Annotated in this window: 15 protein-coding genes and 6 pseudogenes; 18 read left to right on the forward strand and 3 right to left on the reverse strand. The window is 39.9% G+C overall.

The window, feature by feature from the left end:
• The 3 pseudogenes from BHE89_RS09080 to BHE89_RS09090 all read left to right on the forward strand — a co-directional run.
• A pseudogene (locus BHE89_RS09080) lies at window positions 1–1,182 on the forward strand (NAD(P)/FAD-dependent oxidoreductase); the annotation flags it as partial.
• A gap of 11 nt (window positions 1,183–1,193) precedes the next feature.
• A pseudogene (locus BHE89_RS09085) lies at window positions 1,194–1,596 on the forward strand (hypothetical protein).
• A 19-nt stretch (window positions 1,597–1,615) separates the two neighbouring features.
• Window positions 1,616–2,797, forward strand: a pseudogene (locus tag BHE89_RS09090) (methionine gamma-lyase).
• An 86-nt stretch (window positions 2,798–2,883) separates the two neighbouring features.
• On the opposite strand, the gene BHE89_RS09095 reads toward BHE89_RS09090, so the two are convergent.
• Window positions 2,884–4,251: an amino acid permease gene (locus BHE89_RS09095; RefSeq protein WP_069367279.1), complete on the reverse strand. Its 1,368-nt coding sequence runs from the start codon at window positions 4,249–4,251 to the stop codon at window positions 2,884–2,886.
• Between the two features lie 166 nt (window positions 4,252–4,417).
• Here BHE89_RS09095 and queE point away from each other — a divergent pair, with 166 nt between their 5' ends.
• Window positions 4,418–5,089: a 7-carboxy-7-deazaguanine synthase QueE gene (queE, locus tag BHE89_RS09100; protein WP_069367280.1), complete on the forward strand. Its 672-nt coding sequence runs from the start codon at window positions 4,418–4,420 to the stop codon at window positions 5,087–5,089.
• 80 nt (window positions 5,090–5,169) lie between these two features.
• Here queE and queD read toward each other — a convergent pair whose 3' ends face one another.
• Window positions 5,170–5,535, reverse strand: a complete 366-nt coding sequence (queD, locus tag BHE89_RS09105; protein WP_109400217.1) for a 6-carboxytetrahydropterin synthase QueD — start codon at window positions 5,533–5,535, stop codon at window positions 5,170–5,172.
• A gap of 298 nt (window positions 5,536–5,833) precedes the next feature.
• Here queD and cysJ point away from each other — a divergent pair, with 298 nt between their 5' ends.
• From cysJ to nlpD, 14 genes and pseudogenes are all read left to right on the forward strand, one after another.
• Window positions 5,834–7,645 carry an NADPH-dependent assimilatory sulfite reductase flavoprotein subunit gene (gene cysJ / locus BHE89_RS09110; RefSeq protein ID WP_069367281.1) on the forward strand — a complete coding sequence of 604 codons (1,812 nt, stop codon included), beginning with the start codon at window positions 5,834–5,836 and terminating at the stop codon, window positions 7,643–7,645.
• Complete coding sequence (cysI, locus tag BHE89_RS09115; RefSeq protein WP_069367282.1) at window positions 7,646–9,376, forward strand: assimilatory sulfite reductase (NADPH) hemoprotein subunit; 1,731 nt, start codon at window positions 7,646–7,648, stop codon at window positions 9,374–9,376. It abuts the gene before it with no gap.
• The gene (locus tag BHE89_RS09120) at window positions 9,373–10,104 is read left to right on the forward strand and encodes a phosphoadenylyl-sulfate reductase (protein ID WP_069367283.1); all 732 of its coding nucleotides are present in this window, start codon (window positions 9,373–9,375) and stop codon (window positions 10,102–10,104) included. The genes cysI and BHE89_RS09120 overlap by 4 nt, the downstream gene beginning before the upstream one ends.
• Window positions 10,105–10,309: 205 nt before the next feature.
• Window positions 10,310–11,735, forward strand: a pseudogene (cysG, locus tag BHE89_RS09125) (siroheme synthase CysG).
• Window positions 11,736–11,747: 12 nt separating this feature from the next.
• Window positions 11,748–12,656 (forward strand): sulfate adenylyltransferase subunit CysD, encoded by a 909-nt coding sequence (gene cysD, locus BHE89_RS09130; protein ID WP_069367285.1) that lies wholly within the window; start codon window positions 11,748–11,750, stop codon window positions 12,654–12,656.
• A gap of 12 nt (window positions 12,657–12,668) precedes the next feature.
• Window positions 12,669–14,120 carry a sulfate adenylyltransferase subunit CysN gene (gene cysN, locus BHE89_RS09135; protein WP_069367286.1) on the forward strand — a complete coding sequence of 484 codons (1,452 nt, stop codon included), beginning with the start codon at window positions 12,669–12,671 and terminating at the stop codon, window positions 14,118–14,120.
• On the forward strand, window positions 14,120–14,734 hold the full coding sequence (cysC, locus tag BHE89_RS09140; protein WP_069367287.1) for an adenylyl-sulfate kinase: 615 nt from the start codon (window positions 14,120–14,122) through the stop codon (window positions 14,732–14,734). Before cysN ends, cysC begins: the two co-directional genes overlap by 1 nt.
• A 330-nt stretch (window positions 14,735–15,064) precedes the next feature.
• A complete protein-coding gene (gene ftsB / locus BHE89_RS09145; RefSeq protein WP_069367288.1) occupies window positions 15,065–15,355 on the forward strand; it encodes a cell division protein FtsB in 291 nt (96 codons plus the stop codon).
• A 39-nt stretch (window positions 15,356–15,394) separates the two neighbouring features.
• Window positions 15,395–16,141, forward strand: coding sequence for a 2-C-methyl-D-erythritol 4-phosphate cytidylyltransferase (gene ispD, locus BHE89_RS09150; RefSeq protein ID WP_069367289.1), 747 nt, complete (start codon window positions 15,395–15,397; stop codon window positions 16,139–16,141).
• 4 nt (window positions 16,142–16,145) lie between these two features.
• Window positions 16,146–16,631, forward strand: a complete 486-nt coding sequence (gene ispF / locus BHE89_RS09155) for a 2-C-methyl-D-erythritol 2,4-cyclodiphosphate synthase (protein WP_023582677.1) — start codon at window positions 16,146–16,148, stop codon at window positions 16,629–16,631.
• Complete coding sequence (gene truD / locus BHE89_RS09160) at window positions 16,628–17,680, forward strand: tRNA pseudouridine(13) synthase TruD (protein ID WP_069367290.1); 1,053 nt, start codon at window positions 16,628–16,630, stop codon at window positions 17,678–17,680. Before ispF ends, truD begins: the two co-directional genes overlap by 4 nt.
• Entirely contained in the window at window positions 17,658–18,422 is a 765-nt protein-coding gene (gene surE / locus BHE89_RS09165) for a 5'/3'-nucleotidase SurE (RefSeq protein WP_069367291.1), read from the forward strand. Before truD ends, surE begins: the two co-directional genes overlap by 23 nt.
• The gene (locus tag BHE89_RS09170) at window positions 18,416–19,042 is read left to right on the forward strand and encodes a protein-L-isoaspartate(D-aspartate) O-methyltransferase (RefSeq protein ID WP_023582674.1); all 627 of its coding nucleotides are present in this window, start codon (window positions 18,416–18,418) and stop codon (window positions 19,040–19,042) included. The genes surE and BHE89_RS09170 overlap by 7 nt, the downstream gene beginning before the upstream one ends.
• Window positions 19,043–19,195: 153 nt before the next feature.
• Window positions 19,196–20,298: pseudogene (gene nlpD, locus BHE89_RS09175) on the forward strand (murein hydrolase activator NlpD); the annotation flags it as partial.
• Here the strand turns inward: nlpD and BHE89_RS27405 are convergent.
• Window positions 20,289–20,387 (reverse strand): annotated as a pseudogene (locus tag BHE89_RS27405) (hypothetical protein); the annotation flags it as partial. The pseudogenes nlpD and BHE89_RS27405 overlap by 10 nt on opposite strands.

The raw sequence follows: 20,387 nt of genomic DNA on the forward strand, positions 1-20,387 counted from the left end.
ATTATTATTGGCGGTGGTACTGGCGGAACTATTCTCGCTAATATCCTAGCTAAAAAACTAAATGATGAAATATTTTCGAATAAAATTAAGATAACGCTTATTTCAGATAATCCTAATCATTATTATAAACCTGCATTTTATGTATATTTGCATTTTAATCTTTTTTTTTAAAAAGAAGAGCTAATGCGTTCCGAAAGAAGTTTATTAAGACCTGAAATTGAATTTGTTATTGATAAAGCTGAGCAATTTGACTTTAATAATAAAATTATTTATTGCGAATCGAAGAAAAAATATAATTATGATTTTTTAGTATTAGCAACAGGTTGTGTTCCTAGTCCTCATCGAATTGAAGGCTTAAAAGAAGCGGGAAATCATTTTTATCAATATGAAGCTGCCAGAGCCCTTGCCGATAAACTTGCGACAATTGAAAAAGGGCGTGTATTTATTACTGTTAGCTTCCCTGAAACACCCAATGTACCTCATCAATGTGGTATCGCTCCTATGGAAACCACATTGATGCTGGATGAACTTCTTCGCCAGCGTCGGGTGAGAAAAAATATTGAAATTGTTTATACCTATCCTACGGTTGCTCAATTGCTAAGAAATTGCCTCTTTATGCAACAAGAGGTTTGTGAGGTTCTTCCTGCGGTATTCTCTGAGAGAGATATTAAAGCTAAGCGAGGCTTTACGTTGAGCCATGTTGATCCTGATAAGAAAATAGCTTACTCAAAAGAGGGCGAAGCAGAGCCATTTGATATTCTTATGAGTACACCGCCAATCACTGCGGTTGAGGCAATTCGTAACACGGGGTTAAGTGAACATAATAACGGTGAAGGTTGGTTACCTACTGATCCTGAAACATTACAAGTTTATGGATTAAATCAAGTGTATGTTCTTGGCGATACTGTTGATTTACCTATTAGTAAAGCCGGTGGTAGTTGTCATAACCAAGCTGGTGTGATTGCCAATAATATCTGTGGTGAACTTCGCTACGGCTATCCTGCTGCCATTTATGATGGTCGTGTGCAAGCGGTAGCGCAAATGGGATTATCAGCAGGTATGCCATTACAATATGACTATAAGCATGACGTCATTCCTACACCACCAACAAAGCTGGGCGGCTTACTGCGTAATAGTTATAACCGAGGGTTATATTGGGCAACTGTTAGAGGATTATTATAGAGGATACAATAATGAGTGAAAATAATTTAAGCCCAGCAGACATTCAACTATTATCCGATGAAGACAAATTGCATCTTCAGCATTTATTAGAAAAAGCAAGACCATTATTAGCATTAAAGCGTTTTGATAATATTGTCGATTTATTATCTTTAATATCTGACTCAATAGATATTATGGATAATGCAACGGTTGAAAAAACTTTCGGTCGCGTTTGAAGAAACATTAATTCCAGTGTGGGAGTTAGGTACTGCTTATAATATGGCAAAAAAAAAGAGTCTATTTACCAAGATAAAAAAATATACATTAGGTTCAACTTTCGCCTTATTAAGGGATCCGAATACCCTTAAAGGGATCTCCATTATTCTAAGAACAGTTCAAATTATCGGGGAAAATAACCAACAAATAAAAATTTAATTAATAATTAGGAGATGTAATGACGCAAAGTAATAAACATTTTAATACTCAAGCAATACATTATGGTTATTCTCCATTAGATTCTCAGGGGCATTAGTGCCTCCTGTTTTTCAAACATCCACTTTTGTTTTTCCAACGGCACAATATGGTGCTGATTGTTTTGCTGGAAAACAAAAAGGGCATTTTTATTCTCGGATCTCAAACCCAACACTGGATTTATTGGAGAAACGTTTAGCTCAATTAGAAAAAGGTGACGCGGCAATTGTCTTTTCTTCAGGTATAGGGGCGATTACTTCTAGTTGCTGGTCGTTACTAAAACCGGGTGATGAATTAATTGCAGATATGACCCTTTATGGATGTACTTTTACTTTCTTCAATCATGGACTTGCTAAATTTGGCGTTAAAATAAAGCACGTTGATTTAACGAACCTTGAAAAACTGAAAGAAGCGATCACAGAGAAAACAAAATTAATTTTTTTTTGAAACGCCAGCTAATCCTAATATGCGAGTGAGTGATATCGCAAAAATATCAGAAATAGCGCATCAGAATGATGTTCTAGTCATGGTAGATAGTACTTACTGTTCACCTTATTTGCAGCAACCTTTAGATCTTGGTGCCGATATTGTTGTGCACTCTATGACTAAATATTTATCAGGTCATGGCGATGTAACGGCAGGTGCGATTGTAACAACGTATGAATTAGCTGATAAAATTCGTGTTGAAGGTTTAAAGGATATGACAGGTGCTTGTTTATCTCCTCATGATGCCTCATTAATATTGCGAGGAATAAAAACACTGGGCATAAGGATGGAGCAAATCTGCCAGAATGCACAACGCATCGCACAATATCTTGAAGATAATCCTAAAGTTGAAGCTATCTATTATCCAGGGCTGGCTTCTTTTCCTCAATATGAACTTGCAAAACGTCAAATGCGTTTAGCCGGTGGTATGATAGCCATTGAGTTAAAAGGGGGAATCAAAGCGGGCAGAGAGTTTCTCAATCGCTTAAACCTTTTTAGTCGAGCAGTTAGCTTAGGTGATTGTGAATCTCTAGCGCAGCATCCAGCAACAATGACTCATGCGACTTATAGTGCAGAAGAACGACAAAGGCATGGCATAAGTGACGGTTTGATTCGATTATCAATCGGTCTTGAAGATGTGGAAGATCTTATTGCTGATTTAAAACAAGCACTGGCTTAGTGAAGATCGTATAAAAAAGAAAAAGGCTGTGAATTAATCCACAGCCTTTATTGTCTGACTCGGAATTGTTGACATCAGAACGTCATTTATTTCTGGGGCATTCGCGGTTTGATCCCCACATAGTAGCCAACAGTTAAAATTGCTACCCATACCATACCGACAACCAATGCCATTCGAGTGGATTCAAAATAGCCTAAGATTGCGATAACAAACGCCATAAAGACGATCGTTAATGCTGGAGCAACAGGCCATAGTGGGACTGGGAATTTAAGTGTTTTCACTTCATCTGCGCTCATCTTACGACGCATAGCAACTTGAGAAAGTAAAATCATTAGCCATACCCAAACTGTTGCAAATGTCGCAATCGAGGCGATTAAAACGAAGATTTGCTCTGGGATAAGGTAGTTAAGTATTACACCCAACAACAAGACAACAGACATCACTAACACTGTCATCCAAGGCACACCATTACGAGTGAGCTTCATAAAGGATTTTGGTGCTTGTCCTTCTTGAGCCATACCGTACATCATACGACCAGCACCAAAGATATCACTGTTGATCGCAGAAATCGCGGCGGTGATAACCACAAGGTTTAAGATATTTGCTGCTGAATTGATCCCTAAATTTGAGAAAATTTGTACAAAAGGGCTGCCGTTATGACCGATTTGTTGCCAAGGGAAAATGCACATTAGAATGAAAATCGTCAGTACATAGAATAATAAGATACGAAACGGTACCGCATTGATCGCTTTAGGAATGGTTTTTTCAGGATCTTTAGCTTCACTGGCTGTAATACCAATGACTTCAATCCCACCAAACGCAAACATTACAATGGCAAGCGAAGCGATAACCCCTTCAATACCATTTGGCATAAAACCACCAAACTCCCATAAGTTAGAGATACCAATAGGGTGCTCAGTTTGCTGGCCAAAGCCATACATCATAATGACAATACCACCAATTATCATGGCAATAATAGCAGTGACTTTAACGATAGAAAGCCAAAACTCCATTTCACCAAATATCTTCACATGGCAAAGGTTTAAGGCGCCAATAAAGCAAACGATCCCTAATACCCATATCCATTGATCAACATCTGGGAACCAGAGTTTCATGTAGAAACCAAATGCCGTGACGTCAGCTAAACAAACAATCAGCATTTCAAAAACGTAGTTCCAGCCCGTCAAGAAGCCAGCTAAAGGCCCCATATAATGGCTTGCGTACTGTGAAAAAGAGCCTGCAACAGGATGATGAACTGCCATTTCACCTAATGCACGCATAACCATAAATACTGCCGCACCACCAATAAGGTAAGCAAGCAATACAGCTGGGCCCGCTTTCTCAATGGCAGCAGCAGATCCATAAAATAAACCTGTACCGATTGCAGAGCCTAGCGCCATAAAACGAATGTGCCGCCCTGATAATCCTCGTGAAAGTTGATTCTCTTTTTGCATCTAAAGTATTCCCATCTCTGTCCAACGGAGGAATGCTATCCTCTTTTTCAGTGTCTTCTCGCACGTTAGCTATTCAAAACAAACCATGTACCTTATCATAAAGCCTCTTACGGTGAGATAGTTATCTGTAATAATCATCAGCATTCATTGGATATCAGAGTTTCTTATGCAATACCCCATTAATGAAGTGTTTCAAACCTTACAGGGTGAAGGTGTTTTTACTGGCGTTCCTGCGCTTTTTATTCGATTACAAGGTTGCCCAGTAGGTTGTAGTTGGTGTGATACCAAACATACTTGGGAAAAAGAAGACGAAAAAAAAGTTCCTCTTGGCGATATTCCTATTAAAACGCAAGAAAGTGATGCTTGGGGAGAAGCCAGCGTTGCAGAGATTTTATCACTTTTCCAACAGCAAGGTTATAGTGCAAAACATGTGGTTATCACGGGCGGTGAGCCTTGCTTATATGACTTATATCCTTTAACCGAAGGACTTGAGCAAGCCGGTTTTACCTGCCAAATAGAAACCAGCGGTACTCACGATATTTTATGTAGTGAGAAAACATGGGTGACACTTTCCCCAAAAGTAGGTATGAAAGGGGGATTTATAGTATTACCCAGCGCAATCAATCGAGCTAATGAAATAAAACATCCCGTTGGGCGTGAAAAAGATATTGAAGCGTTGGATACCTTACTGACATTACGTACAGAACATCCAGAACCCGTTGTTGCTTTACAACCCATTAGTTGTAAAAAGAGTGCGACGACATTATGTATTAAAACCTGTATTGAACGTAATTGGCGTTTCTCAATGCAAACGCATAAGTATTTAAATATTGCGTGATCGTGTTTTTAATATAAAAAAATCAGCCAATAATAGGCTGATTTTCTTTTAGGTGATCACCGTTTAATGTTAAAACCCGTTTACTCACCGCGATAAATACAGCCTGCTGTACATGTTTCTTTCACCATCACCGCAGATAATAGAGGCAATGATGGTTTGACTTGTTGCCAAATCCACTTTGCTAGCACTTCGCTGGTCGGATTTTCTAGGCCTTCAATTTCATTAAGATAGTAGTGATCTAGACGCTCAAGAGTAGGTTTAAATGCGGCTTTCACATCAGCAAAATCAATAAGCCAACCTGAGTGTGCATTAACTTCTCCTGTTAGCTCTAATCTAACAAGAAAAGAGTGACCATGAAGACGTCCACATTTGTGGCCTTCAGGGACATGTGGCAAATGGTGGGCTGCTTCAAACTGAAAATCTTTAAAGATGGTGGTTGTCATCAAAACTCTCTTGACTTAATTAGTAAAAAAAAGACACAAATAGAACGAACGCTACCAGTGTAGCCGATTTAGCGTATCACGCCTAATCTCCCTTAATCTTAATAGCTTATTATGTCCCTTTTTGCTTATTCATTATATTGATAAAGGAAACCAATAAATAAATTTAGCATTTAAGGTTATTAGATAGAGCCAACAGGTCTTTAATCCATCTTCTAGTCGTGGGATACCCTCTCAATATTAGAAATACTATCAAAGAACAATAAAGCACAGATAAGTGCTTCGCTTTTTTAAGGCAGGATAAATGAGCAATCAACCTCCATTATTATCAATGCTTCCATTAACACAGGAGCAATTGAGTAAATTACAGGATGCAACAAAAGATCTTTCAACAGCGCAAATTGCATGGCTATCTGGTTATTTGTGGGGACAGCTTAATCATTCTGTTTTACCCACATCGACAACGATTACCCCCGTACAAGTACCAGAACAGGAAACCATTACCTTGATCTCTGCATCTCAAACGGGTAATGCACGTTATCTTGCAGAGCGGTTACGAGATAATCTGGTTGCTCAAAAATTGAATGTGGAACTATATTCCGCAGGTGAATATAAGTTTAAGCAAATCCATAAAACAACAACCTTAATCATTATTACATCGACCCAAGGTGAAGGTGATCCGCCTGAAGAAGCGATAGCTTTTTATAAATATCTGAACTCTAAAAAAGCCGCTGATATGAAAGAAACGGCTTATGCAGTATTGGGCTTAGGTGATACTTCGTATGAACATTTCTGTCAGGCAGGAAAAGACGTTGATGAACGACTAGCACAACTGGGTGCAACACGTTTATTACCAAGAGTTGATGCCGATGTTGAATATCAATCTGTTGCGGATGAATGGATAAAGCAGCTTACAGAATGTGTAAAAGCGAGAGTACCCGCACAAAGTACGCAAGTCTTACAACAAACACAGTCAGGTACGACGGATACGATTGAGACCTCTATTTATCATCGCGATGCGCCTTTTACTGCCACATTACTGACTAATCAAAAAATCACTGGTCGAAATTCAGATAGAGATATTCGCCATATTGAAATCAGCCTTGAAGGTTCTGATATACACTATCAACCTGGTGATGCGCTGGGAGTTTGGTTTAATAACTCACTTGAAAAAGTCGATGAACTTATTGCTTTGTTGTGGCTAAAGGGGGATGAGCCTGTCACGTTAAAATCGCAAACATTTACCTTAAAAGAAGCGTTATTACACCATTGCGAACTCACTCAAAATAGCGCTCCTATCGTCAAGGCCTATGCACAATTGACGCGCCATGAAGATTTATTGTCATTGATAGCTGATAAAACCAAGCTTCAGCAATATGCAGACAAACACCCTATTAATGAGATGGTGCGACAATATTGCGCGCAACCTACGGCACAAGCGTTTGTTGATATTTTACGTCCACTTACTCCTCGTCTTTACTCTATTGCATCGTCACAACAAGAAGTTGAAGACGAAGTCCATCTGACTTTAGGGGTTGTACGTTACGACGTTAATTCACGTTCCTATACCGGTGGTGCCTCAGGTTTTTTAGCAGATAGTTTGAAAGAAGGCGATAGCGTTAATGTTTTTATTGAAAAAAATACACATTTTCGCCTCCCTGAAGATAATACCGCGCCTGTCATTATGATTGGTCCAGGTACAGGTATTGCACCTTTTAGAGGTTTTATGCAGCAACGCGAAAATGATGCTGCAACAGGTAAAAACTGGTTGTTTTTTGGTAATCCTCATTTTGTAGAAGATTTTCTCTATCAAGTGGAATGGCAACGTTATGTCAAAAGCGGTCTGTTAACTCATATCGATTTAGCATGGTCACGGGATCAAGCACATAAAATTTATGTCCAAGATAAATTGCGTGAACGGGGCAGTGAGATTTGGCAATGGTTACAACAAGGTGCTTATCTTTATGTATGTGGTGATGCATCACGAATGGCTAAAGATGTTGAACAGGCGTTATTAGAGATTGTAATGGAGTATGGCAATAAAAATATTGAAGAAGCAGATGAATACTTAAGTGAGCTACGTCTAGAGCGGCGTTATCAGAGGGATGTTTATTAAATGAAATCACACACTCAAGCACCCTTAGTGGTTGAAGGGAAACTGGCTGATAGTGAACGCATGAAAAAAGAGAGTCATTTTTTACGCGGCACTATTACAGAAGACTTACAAAATGGTTTAACGGGCGGTTTTGAAGGCGATAACTTTCTATTGATCCGCTTTCATGGCATGTATCAACAAGATGACAGAGATATTCGCGCTGAACGTACGGCGCAAATGTTAGAACCTCGTCATGCGATGATGTTACGCTGCCGCTTACCCGGTGGCATTATTTCGCCTAAACAGTGGCTTAGCATTGATAAGTTTGCGACTGAAAATACGCTTTATGGCAGTATTCGTATTACTAATCGTCAAACATTTCAATTTCATGGCATTTTAAAAGGTAATGTAAAACCTGCCCATCAAATGCTTGCAGCAACTGGATTGGATTCTCTCGCTACTGCGAATGATGTTAACCGTAATGTGCTATGTACTTCAAATCCAGTGCAATCTTCATTACACCAAGAAGCGTACGAGTGGGCGAAAAAAATATCAGAACATTTATTACCTCGCACTCATGCTTATGCGGAAATTTGGTTAGATAAAGAGAAAGTTACAACAACAGATGAAGAGCCTATTTTGGGGGAAACCTATTTACCGAGGAAGTTTAAAACCTCAGTAGTGATCCCGCCTCATAATGATGTTGATCTTCATGCTAATGATATGAACTTTGTTGCGATTGCTGAAAACGGGCATCTAGTTGGTTTTAACGTGCTGGTGGGGGGCGGTCTTGCCATGACGCATGGCGATAAGAATACTTTCCCTCGCTTAGCCAGTGAGTTTGGTTATATCCCTATTGAGAATACATTGGCAATTGCAGAAGCTATTGTGACAACTCAACGTGACTGGGGAAATCGAACTGAACGTAAAAATGCAAAAACAAAATATACACTGGAACGTGTTGGCGTAGAGACCTTTAAGAAAGAGGTTGAACGTCGTTCGGGGGTAACTTTTGAGGCTATTCGACCTTATGAATTTACTCACCGAGGTGATCAAATTGGTTGGTTAAAAGGTGTGGATGATAAATGGCACCTGACTTTATTTATTGAAAGCGGACGGTTGATTGATACGCCTGATGCTCCATTAAAAACAGGTGTCGCTGAAATCGCTAAAATTCATCAAGGCGATTTCCGACTTACTGCCAATCAAAATTTGATTGTGGCAGGTGTACCAGAGAGTGAAAAAGCCAATATTGAGGCAATTGCTCGTCGATATGGTTTGATCAATAGCCAAGTTACACCACTGCGTGAACATGCGATGGCGTGTGTTTCTTTCCCAACGTGCCCATTAGCGATGGCAGAAGCTGAGCGCTTTTTACCCTCATTCACCGACACACTTGATAGCTTAATGACAAAACATGGTTTAAGCGATGAGCACATTGTTGTGCGCGTAACTGGATGCCCAAATGGCTGTGGTCGAGCAATGCTTGCAGAAGTGGGGCTGGTGGGTAAAGCCCCTGATCGCTACAACTTGCATTTAGGGGGCAATCGCATCGGAACACGTATCCCTAGAATGTATCGTGAAAATATTACTTCGCAAGAAATCATAGCAATACTTGATACGCTGATTGGTGAATGGGCGTCTTCTCGCGATAATAATGAAGGTTTCGGTGATTTTCTTATCCGCACTGATGTGGTTAAACCTGTACTGAATTCAGCCATTGATTTTTATGAAGTACAGGAGGTGATATGAGTTTATTTCAGCTTGATTTACTCAAACAGTTACCGGTTGAAGAGCAGACACATGCTTTGAGCCAGATTAATCAACAGTTAGAGCAATTAAGCGCCATTGAACGAGTGACATGGGCTTTAGGGCATTTACCTAAAGCTTATGTATTAAGCTCGAGTTTTGGTATCCAAGCCGCAGTGTGTTTGCATTTAATGACTCAGCAATATCCTGATATTCCAGTAATTTTAACCGATACAGGTTACTTGTTTCCTGAAACCTACCAATTTATTGATACGTTGACTCAGCAGTTACAACTTAACTTGAAAGTTTATCGAGCTGAAATATCTTCATCTTGGCAAGAAGCGCGTTACGGTAAACTTTGGTTAGAAGGTATTGAAGGTATCGAGCGTTATAATCAGATAAATAAAGTAGAGCCAATGGAAAGAGCTTTACGTGAATTACAGGCTCAAACATGGTTTGCAGGTCTTCGCCGACAACAATCTAAAAGCCGTGAACATTTGCCTGTGCTTTCAATCGCAAAAGGGATCTTTAAGTTTCTACCCATCGTGGATTGGGATAATAAGAAAATTTATCAATATCTTAAAGAAAACAACTTACCTTATCACCCTTTATGGGAGCAAGGTTATCTCTCTGTGGGAGATACTCATACAACCCGAAAATGGGAAGAGGGTATGAGTGAAGAAGAAACACGATTTTTTGGCTTAAAACGTGAGTGTGGATTACACGAATAACGTCATTAACTACCAATAAGTAATGAGGGTAATAGAGCTTATCTATTGCCCTTTTTGTCGTATTTAAAATTATAACTGTTTGAAAATATTTTATTTTTCCTTATTCCTTTCTGTTCCATCACATAGCTTTTTGTCATTTCATAACCCCCAAAGCACCTTTTATAGTCGTTAGTTATAAAGTGAACAACGAAGGTGAAATGCGCGTATGGATTACCTACCCTTATTTGTGGAATTAAAAGAACGCCCAGTGTTATTGGTTGGTGGTGGTCATGTTGCTGCGCGTAAAGCTTTGCTGTTGTTAAGAGCTGGTGCTCGCTTAAGAGTGATTGCACCTCAGTTGTGTGATGAATTACATCTTGCTTATCAGCAAGACAAAATTGAATGGGTATCAGCCAAATATCAATCTGAACATCTATTAGGCATGATGCTCGTGATTGTCGCTACTGATGACAGTGCGCTTAATCAGCAAGTTTATCTTGATGCTCAAGCACGACATATTTTTGTCAATGTTGTGGATTCACAGCCTCAATGCTCATTTATTTTTCCTGCCATTATTGATAGAAATCCTATTTTGATTGCGATTTCATCTGCGGGAAAAGCACCTGTTTTAGTGCGAATGATACGGGAAAAACTAGAGGCATTATTGCCCACCTCATTAGGCGCAATGGCAACCATTGCAGGAAAATGGCGCCATAGAGTGAAACAACACTTAGCGACTTTTCAGGCATCGTTGTCGCTTTTGGGAACAAGCCTTTAGTGGCAAGTTTGCAACTTTAGTGGCGAGTGATCAATTCGCTCAAGCAGAAGCTCAACTCGAACAACAACTAAAACAAAAGGATTATCAACAAGGAGAATTAGCATTAGTGGGAGCAGGTCCTGGTGATGCGGGATTATTAACACTTCGTGGTTTACAAGTTATTCAGCAAGCTGAAGTTGTACTTTATGACAGTTTAGTCAGCCCTGAGGTTTTAGAGCTTGTACGACGCGATGCCGATACGATTTGTGTAGGTAAAAGAGCAGGGGGACCGAGTGTTTCTCAAGAAGAAACTAATGCACTGATCGTGAAATATACGCAACTTGGTAAACGTGTTGTTCGATTAAAAGGAGGCGATCCCTTTATTTTTGGGCGAGGTGGCGAAGAGCTAGAGGTTGCAGTACAACATGGTATTTCATTCCAAGTTATTCCCGGTGTTACTGCGGCAAGTGGCGCAAGTGCATACTCGGGTATTCCATTGACACATCGTCAATATGCACAAAGCGTTACCTTTATGACAGGACATTGTAAACCCGATGGGATAGAGCCTGATTGGGCTTCATTAGCGCAGGCGAACCATACGCTAGCAATTTATATGGGAACAACAAAAGCCGAGCTTATTAGTCAGCGTTTAATCAAGCTTGGGCGTTCTCCATCAACCCCTATTGCGGTTATCAGTTGTGGCACACGTCGTGAACAGCAAGTTTTCACAGGCAATTTAACCCAATTAGCACAGTTAGCCGAAAAAGCACCCACACCCGCTTTATTGATTGTGGGAGAAGTTGCCGCATTGCACCACCAGCTCGCGTGGTTCGGTGACAGACACGTTTATCAGTCTTTACCTTCACACCATTCATCTTTGGTTCATTTTGCCTAAAACGAGGTTGTTATGAATGAAACACAGTTAACGCATCTTCAGCAATTAGAGGCAGAAAGTATTTATATTCTGCGTGAAGTTGTCGCTGAATTTGCAAATCCCGTCATGCTTTATTCAATAGGCAAAGATTCCTCTGTAATGCTGCATTTAGCGCGTAAAGCATTTTATCCCGCTAAATTACCATTTCCTTTATTGCATGTTGATACGGGTTGGAAATTTCGAGAAATGTATGATTTTCGAGATAAAACGGCCAAAGAATATGGCTTTGATCTCAAGGTTTATCGTAATCCACAAGGTGTAGAACTCGGTATTAATCCATTTATCCATGGTAGCGCAAAACATACAGATATCATGAAAACGGAAGGGTTAAAGCAAGCATTAGACAAATATGGTTTTGATGCTGCATTTGGCGGCGCTCGTCGTGATGAAGAAAAATCACGAGCAAAAGAACGCATTTATTCATTTAGAGATAGATCGCATCGTTGGGATCCAAAAAATCAACGGCCTGAATTATGGAAAAACTATAACGGTCAAATTAATAAAGGTGAAAGTATTCGTGTATTTCCATTATCTAACTGGACTGAACTCGATATTTGGCAATATATCTATTTAGAAAATATCGATATTGTTCCTCTCTATTTTGCCAAAAATAGACCCGTTATTGAGCGTGATGGCACCTTGATTATGGTTGATGACGATAGAATTGATCTTAAATCAGGTGAAGTGATCACTCAGCAAAAAGTCCGTTTTAGAACGTTAGGTTGCTGGCCTTTGACTGGTGCAATTCCCTCTCAAGCAGAAACTCTCCCAGCCATTATTGAAGAAATGCTGATTTCTACCAGCAGTGAGCGACAAGGGCGTTTAATTGATAGTGATCAGTCCGCTTCAATGGAGCTGAAAAAACGCCAAGGTTATTTTTAAGAGGAATATATTATGGGATTAGCCGCCGTTAAAACTAATCAACTTATCGCAGGTGAAATTGCACAGCTTGGTGGTGTTGAAAGCTATCTAAAAACACAGCAAAACAAAGGATTACTGCGATTTCTAACTTGTGGAAATGTCGATGATGGAAAAAGTACTCTAATCGGCCGTTTACTTCATGACACAAGGCAGATCTACGAAGATCAGCTTTCTACATTACAAAACGAAAGTAAGAAGATCGGCACTCAAGGGGAGAAGCTCGATCTGGCTTTGCTGGTGGATGGATTGGCCGCAGAAAGAGAGCAAGGGATCACTATTGATGTTGCGTACCGCTATTTTTCAACTTCAAAGCGTAAATTTATTATTGCTGATACACCAGGGCATGCGCAATATACTCGTAATATGGCGACAGGAGCATCAACAAGTTCACTTTCTATTCTGCTGATCGATGCTCGAAAAGGCGTGCAAGAACAAACACGGCGACATAGTTTTATCAGCACTCTACTTGGGATCCGCCATTTAATTGTTGCAATTAATAAAATGGATCTGGTGGATTATCAGCAAGCAATCTTTGATTCGATCCAGCAAGATTATCTTCATTTTTCCGATCAACTCCCAACCGATCTCACCATTGAATTTGTCCCTATTTCTGCCCTTGATGGTGACAATGTCGTTTCTCCTTCATTAAATACCCCTTGGTATCAAGGAAAAACGTTGCTTTCATTATTAGAAGATGCGCCAGTTAAATTGGGTTCAGATGCGCAAGCACTGCGTTTTCCTGTTCAATATGTGAATCGCCCTGATCTTGATTTTAGAGGATACAGTGGCACGATTTCTTCAGGTGTGCTTTCTCAAGGGCAACACATCAAAGTGTTACCTTCAGGGCAGCGTTCAACGATTAAACGGATCGTGACTTTTGATGGTGATTTAATTCAAGCTAAAGCTGGGCAAGCTATCACTCTCGTTTTAGCCGATGAAATTGATATTAGTCGTGGTGATATTATTGTTGATGATAGTGATACAACAGCGAATATTAGTACTCACGCATTCATTGATGTGGTGTGGATGTCAGAGCAACCTTTGGTACAAGGTCATCTCTTCGATATTAAAGTTGCAGGTAAAAAGAGTCGAGCCAAAATAGAGAATATACATTATCAAGTAGATGTAAATAAACTCACCCAACAAGTGACAGATCACTTAAGTTTAAATGCAATTGGTCGTGTAGAGGTATCCTTTGAAGAAGCGTTAGTACTTGATAATTATCAAACCAATGCTGATATAGGGGGGCTTATTTTTATTGATAGATTAACCAATGTTACGGTAGGTGCTGGATTGATCCGAGAGGCACAAGATAAACCGCTACAAGCAACGACGCAATATGATGCGTTTGAAGTTGAGCTGAATCAGCTTATCCGTCGCCATTTTCCTCATTGGGGCGCAAGAGATCTGTTAGGAGGAAAATAGTGACGATAAGCAACGATATTGTTTGGCATCCTCATAACATTGGATTACATGAACGCGAATTACAACAAGCACATAAAGGATGTGTGCTTTGGTTTACGGGATTATCTGGCTCAGGTAAATCCACTCTTGCTAATGTGCTAGAACAAACGCTTTATCAATATTCACAAAATCATTCACCTATTCATACCTATTTATTGGATGGGGATAACTTGCGACATGGATTATGTTGTGATCTCGGATTTAGTGCAGAAGATAGACATGAGAATATTCGTCGTGTGGGAGAAGTGGCTAAATTGATGGTAGATGCGGGGCTTATTGTCTTAACGGCTTTCATCTCGCCTTACCAAAAAGACAGACAACAAGTTAGAGATCACTTTGAGCAAGGAAGATTTATTGAGATCTTTGTTGATACACCTCTTTCTATTTGCGAAGCCCGCGATCCAAAAGGGCTTTATCAAAAAGCAAGACGGGGTGAGATAAAGCAATTTTCAGGCATAGATTCGCCTTATGAGCAGCCCATAGATCCTGAATTACATTTAGACGGCACACTTTCTATAAGTGAGCTAATCCAACAAATTCTCACCTATCTACGGCAAAAGCAAATTTACCGTTAATTTTATGATGACATTAAATTATCTCTGCATAAACATCCCATAAAAGGAGCATGTGTAGAGATAATATATGTAACTAGAGTCAAAAAACGCTTATATCGGCATACCACGTAAACGACAACTCACGCTTTAATTGAGCATTCATTTATTTATAAATTAACCCCATAGCACTTTGTCGTAATAAGAAAAAATCAAACCTTAGTCTGAATTTTACAGAACTTATCCATGTTTATAGTGAGGATAATAGGAATAATAATGTAATATATTCCAGCACTTTTGTGGCGTCTGTGGTTGAGTTGTGGGATGATTAGCCCATTAATCTTGGGGGTGGTAATGGGGAAATTAACAGTCTTACTTCTGATTTTACTTGGCTGGCTACAATATTCATTGTGGTTAGGTAAAAATGGTATCCATGATTACAACAAAGTAACTCAAGAAGTTGAATCTGCAGTGGCGCAAAATACGCAGTTAAAAGAGCGTAATGATCGTCTATTTGCAGAGATTGATGACCTCAATGGCGGGCAAGAAGCGCTAGAAGAACGCGCTCGTAGTGAATTAGGAATGATAAAGCCTAATGAGACATTTTTCCGTATTGTGAGCGATAAATCTCAACCACGTCGTTAATTTATTGAATTAATAGTGTGTCCTGATACAAATAGCATAATGAATATAACAAACTCTACTCTTCCTATTGTTGCTGTTATTCCTGCGGCAGGTATTGGAAGCCGAATGCAATCAGTCTGTCCAAAACAATATTTGAAGATTGGCGGATTGACTATTCTTGAACATACCATTAATGCCTTATTAAAACACCCACGTATAACGCAAATTATCGTGGCGATCAGTCCTAATGATAGCTATTTTCACTCTTTACCTTTAGCACAAGATGAAAGGATCATTACGGTTAATGGTGGTGGTGAACGTGCTGACTCTGTATTGTCAGGTTTAGAGTATGTCACCCAACATTTTTCTGAAAATACATGGGCATTAGTTCATGATGCAGCAAGACCCTGCCTGCATTTTGGCGATCTTGATCATCTTATTAAATTAATTGATGAAAATGTTATGGATCCACAATTTTGTGGAGGCATTCTTGCGACGCCTGTTCGCGATACAATGAAACGTAGTCATCAACAAGATAATCATATTGAACAAACAGTAGAAAGAACAACGCTATGGCACGCTTTAACGCCACAATTCTTTCCTGCATTATTATTAAAACAAAATATCGAAAATGCACTCTCACAAAAAGCAATGATCACTGATGAAGCCTCAGCGATGGAGTTTGCTGGATATGAACCTTTATTAGTTAAAGGTCGTGCAGATAATATCAAAGTTACTCAGCCAGAAGATTTAGCGCTTGCAGAGTTCTTCCTCTCACGCCAAATCACCAGTATAAGGAACACATAATAAAATGAGAATTGGACACGGTTACGACGTACATAAATTTGGTGGTGAGGGGCCTATTATTATTGGTGGTGTCAGAGTTCCTTATGAACAAGGGTTGCTAGCTCACTCTGACGGTGATGTTGTATTACATGCTGTTACAGATGCTATTTTAGGTGCGGTGGCAATGGGAGATATTGGTACATTGTTTCCTGATACTGATCCAGCATACAAAGGCGCAGATAGTCGTGTACTTCTCCGTGAAGCATTCTCTCGAGTAAGAGCAAAAGGTTATCGAATTGGTAATCTGGATGTCACGATTATTGCTCAAGCACCCAAAATGCTACCTCATACACCGCAAATGCGCGTCAATATAGCTGAAGATCTTCACTGTCATGTTGATGATATTAATGTGAAAGCGACCACAACAGAAAAGCTTGGCTTTGTTGGTAGAAAAGAAGGCATTGCCTGTGAAGCCGTTGTTTTATTAATGAAAGAGTCATTACCTGAATGAGTGATTTACCTGAGCTCCATTGGTTACATGGAAAACCACAAGCAACAGGCTTATTAAAGTCAATTCCTGAAGATTTTATTGTCTGTGAAGATCTTGGTTTCACCCTTGATGGCGAAGGCGAGCATGTCATGGTGAAAATCAGAAAAACAGGTTGCAACACGGCTTTTGTTGCTGAAAAATTGGCAAAATTTGTTGGGATCCATCCTCGTGATGCGAGTTATGCGGGGCTAAAAGATAGAAATGCAGTCACTGAACAATGGTTTTGTCTGCGGATGCCAGGTAAAGAGATGCCTGATTTTAGCCAGTTTGTTTTAGAGGGTTGCGAAATTCTAGAAACGAGTCGTCAGCAACGTAAATTACGTATAGGAACGCTAAAAGGTAATCACTTTACATTGGTGTTACGAGAAATTTCTGATCGCGATTTTGTTGATACTCGACTAGCGCAAATAAAAGCGAAAGGTACTCCTAACTACTTTGGTGCTCAACGATTTGGTCGTAATGGTGAGAATTTACGACAAGCCATGCGTTGGGCAACGGACGAAATCCGCGTAAAAGAACGAGGAAAACGTAGCTTTTATCTTTCAGCAGCCCGTAGTGCGATGTTTAATCATATCGTCAGCAAAAGATTAGAGCATGGTTTATATTCAAAAGTGATACTCGGTGACGCCATGCAGCTTCATGGAAAAGGTAGCTGGTTTGTCGTTGATGAAACAGAACTGGCTCAAACACAAATCCGTTATGAAGAGCATGATGTTCATATTACAGCACCTCTGCCGGGTAAAGGTGATTTAGGTACACAATCACAAGCATTGGATTTTGAAATTGAAAATCTGGCAGAATATGGATCCTTCTGGTCGCTGGCTCGACAAGAACGCGTTGATAATACAAGACGTGCTATCAATGTATTTCCAGAAAATATGTCATGGAATTGGGTAGATGACACCACGGTTTCTCTGTCATTCTTTTTACCAGCAGGAAGCTTTGCAACTAGCGTTGTACGTGAATTAATTTTATTAGGGAATGATGATGCTGAAAATATTGGTGAGTAATGATGATGGTGTAACGGCTAAAGGAATACAGACTCTCGCTAAAGCATTGCGCCAGCGTTATGATGTACAAATTGTTGCACCTGATCGCAACCGTAGTGCTGCATCTAATTCTTTAACAATTGACAGGCCTCTACGTAAGCAAGAGCTTGAGAATGGGGATATTGCGATTATTGAGGGAACCCCAACGGATTGTGTTTATCTTGGTGTAAACCATTTAATGCGTCCTCGCCCTGACATTGTGGTTTCTGGTATTAATCATGGTCCTAATTTGGGTGATGATGTTATTTATTCTGGTACTGTTGCAGCGGCAACAGAGGGGCGTTTTTTAGGCTTACCTGCGATTGCGGTTTCACTTGATGGTGAAACGCACTTTGAGACTGCCGCTCAAGTAACTTGTGAAGTCTTGGCAATGTTACAACAGGTACCGTTAAGAGCTGGAAATATTCTCAATATTAACGTACCTGATATTCCTCTTGATGAAGTAAAAGGTTTTCGCATTACACGCTGTGGTAGTCGTCATGCTTCACAACATGTATATACGCATGCCGATCCTAGAGGAAATAGCCTTTATTGGATTGGACCACCAGGTGAAAAAAATGATGTTGGTCCTGATACAGATTTTGCTGCTGTTGACGAAGGTTACGTTTCGATAAGCCCATTACATGTCGATTTAACAGCCTATAAGGCACTCGATTTACTACAAAATTGGTTAAATAAAGCAGAGGTCAAAAAAACATGTTAAGTCGGTCAATGAAAGACTTACTGACAATGTTAAAACAGCATGGCATCAAGGATGAGAGCCTGTTGGAAGCAATGAGTAAAGTACCAAGAGAGCTTTTTATTGATGAAGCGCTTTCTCATAAGGCTTATGAAAATACAGCTTTGCCTATTGGCAATGGGCAAACTATTTCACAGCCTTATATTGTTGCCAAAATGACAACGCTATTGGAATTACAGAATACGGATTCTGTATTAGAAATTGGTACAGGTTCAGGATATCAAACAGCAGTATTAGCAAATTTAGTTCATCATGTTAGTTCTGTTGAGCGTATAAAGATATTGCAATGGCAAGCTAAACGCCGCTTTAAACATCTTGATTTACATAATATTTCGACTCGTCATGGTGATGGATGGGAAGGCTGGTCATCAAAAGCCCCTTTTAATGCCATAATAGTGACAGCATGTGCAACAGAAGTGCCACAACAGTTATTGATGCAGTTAGCTGATGGTGGCAGGATGATAATACCTGTTGGTGAACAGCAACAAATACTGAAGTTTATCCGACGTTTAGGTAATGATTTTCACTATCAATCTATAGAAACCGTTAGATTTGTTCCTTTAATTGCAGGTGAGTTAGCATAACTTCCAGATAAATCTGACCGTTTTTTATTACTGATTTTTAATAGCTTGTCGTAATCTGCACTAATAAATGAAATATTTTCAAAAAATTACAGTCTTTTTGTTTAACTCGACAAATTGCTAGATGCTAATGCCTTTTTAAAGGGAGAAGGAAGTATGAATTCAGAAAGCCCAATTAAGCATATCCGCTGGGCAATCATGTGTTCGGTAATTGGATTTGCATTAACAGGCTGTGCAGACACACCTTATCGTCCTGCGCCAATTACCTCTGTAAATGATAGCTCTTCAAATAATACGGTATCAACCGCACCTGTGACGACTAACAGTAATGCGACGCCTATTGAAAGAACTACCCCCTTACAATCGTCACCTCCTCCTTCTATTAAGGTGAACTCCGCTTCGTCTAATGGAGGCATGGAGCAACCTCAAAGCCAGTCTCGCCCAGTAGCTCAAAATGTAAGCACTGATGGCTCAGGACGTATTGTGTATAACCGTAACTACGACAGTATTCCAAAAGGAAACTACAACGGTAATACGTACACGGTAAAACGCGGTGATACTATGTTCTATATCGCTTGGATAACAGATAGTGATGTAAAAGAACTAGCATCGATGAATAATATTCCAGAACCTTATAGTTTAAACGTAGGGCAGGTATTGAATATTGGTAATCGTCAGGTCAATACTGGGACTAATACCAATGTCAATACATCGGTTATTAATCAATCCAGTAGTACAGGTGTTCAAACAACACAAACTAAACCAACAAATAACGGTACTATGGGACCATTGATTACTAAACCAGCAACCACGCAACCAAAGACAACGACTCCACCACCAACAACCAATACAAATACGACAACTACCGCAACACCGGCACCAACAGCAGTTTCCGGTAAGTGGATTTGGCCTGCACAAGGTAAGATTATCGAAAGTTACTCAAGTGCACCTGGTGGTAATAAAGGTATTGATATCGGTGGTACAAAAGGATCACCGATTGTTGCAACGGCTGCGGGTAAAGTGGTTTATGCAGGTAGCGCATTACGCGGTTACGGTAACCTCGTTATCATTAAACATAATGACGAATACCTCAGCGCCTATGCACATAACGACACTATTTTGGTACGTGAGCAGCAAAATGTGAATGCGGGTCAGCAAATTGCCACAATGGGTAGCTCTGGAACCAGCTCAGTCCGACTCCACTTTGAGATCCGTTATAAAGAAAAATCACTTAACCATTGAGTTATTTACCTGAAATGATCAGCGGTGTACGCGCTTCATCGATTAAGATTGAGTCAACCTCATCCACTAATGCATAGTGTAATTTACGTTGAACACGCTCTTGAGG

Source organism: Shigella sp. FC1967 (genome assembly GCF_001743005.1).
GTDB lineage: Bacteria > Pseudomonadota > Gammaproteobacteria > Enterobacterales > Enterobacteriaceae > Proteus.

Bases quoted from the DNA above. Each gene is read 5' to 3' on its own strand.
- ftsB (WP_069367288.1), top strand. From the start codon at position 15,065: ATGGGGAAATTAACAGTCTTACTTCTGATTTTACTTGGCTGGCTACAA.
- surE (WP_069367291.1), top strand. From the start codon at position 17,658: ATGCTGAAAATATTGGTGAGTAATGATGATGGTGTAACGGCTAAAGGA.
- cysJ (WP_069367281.1), top strand. From the start codon at position 5,834: ATGAGCAATCAACCTCCATTATTATCAATGCTTCCATTAACACAGGAG.
- cysN (WP_069367286.1), top strand. From the start codon at position 12,669: ATGGGATTAGCCGCCGTTAAAACTAATCAACTTATCGCAGGTGAAATT.
- cysD (WP_069367285.1), top strand. From the start codon at position 11,748: ATGAATGAAACACAGTTAACGCATCTTCAGCAATTAGAGGCAGAAAGT.
- ispD (WP_069367289.1), top strand. From the start codon at position 15,395: ATGAATATAACAAACTCTACTCTTCCTATTGTTGCTGTTATTCCTGCG.
- BHE89_RS09095 (WP_069367279.1), bottom strand. From the start codon at position 4,251: ATGCAAAAAGAGAATCAACTTTCACGAGGATTATCAGGGCGGCACATT.
- ispF (WP_023582677.1), top strand. From the start codon at position 16,146: ATGAGAATTGGACACGGTTACGACGTACATAAATTTGGTGGTGAGGGG.
- cysI (WP_069367282.1), top strand. From the start codon at position 7,646: ATGAAATCACACACTCAAGCACCCTTAGTGGTTGAAGGGAAACTGGCT.
- queE (WP_069367280.1), top strand. From the start codon at position 4,418: ATGCAATACCCCATTAATGAAGTGTTTCAAACCTTACAGGGTGAAGGT.
- BHE89_RS09170 (WP_023582674.1), top strand. From the start codon at position 18,416: ATGTTAAGTCGGTCAATGAAAGACTTACTGACAATGTTAAAACAGCAT.
- truD (WP_069367290.1), top strand. From the start codon at position 16,628: ATGAGTGATTTACCTGAGCTCCATTGGTTACATGGAAAACCACAAGCA.
- BHE89_RS09120 (WP_069367283.1), top strand. From the start codon at position 9,373: ATGAGTTTATTTCAGCTTGATTTACTCAAACAGTTACCGGTTGAAGAG.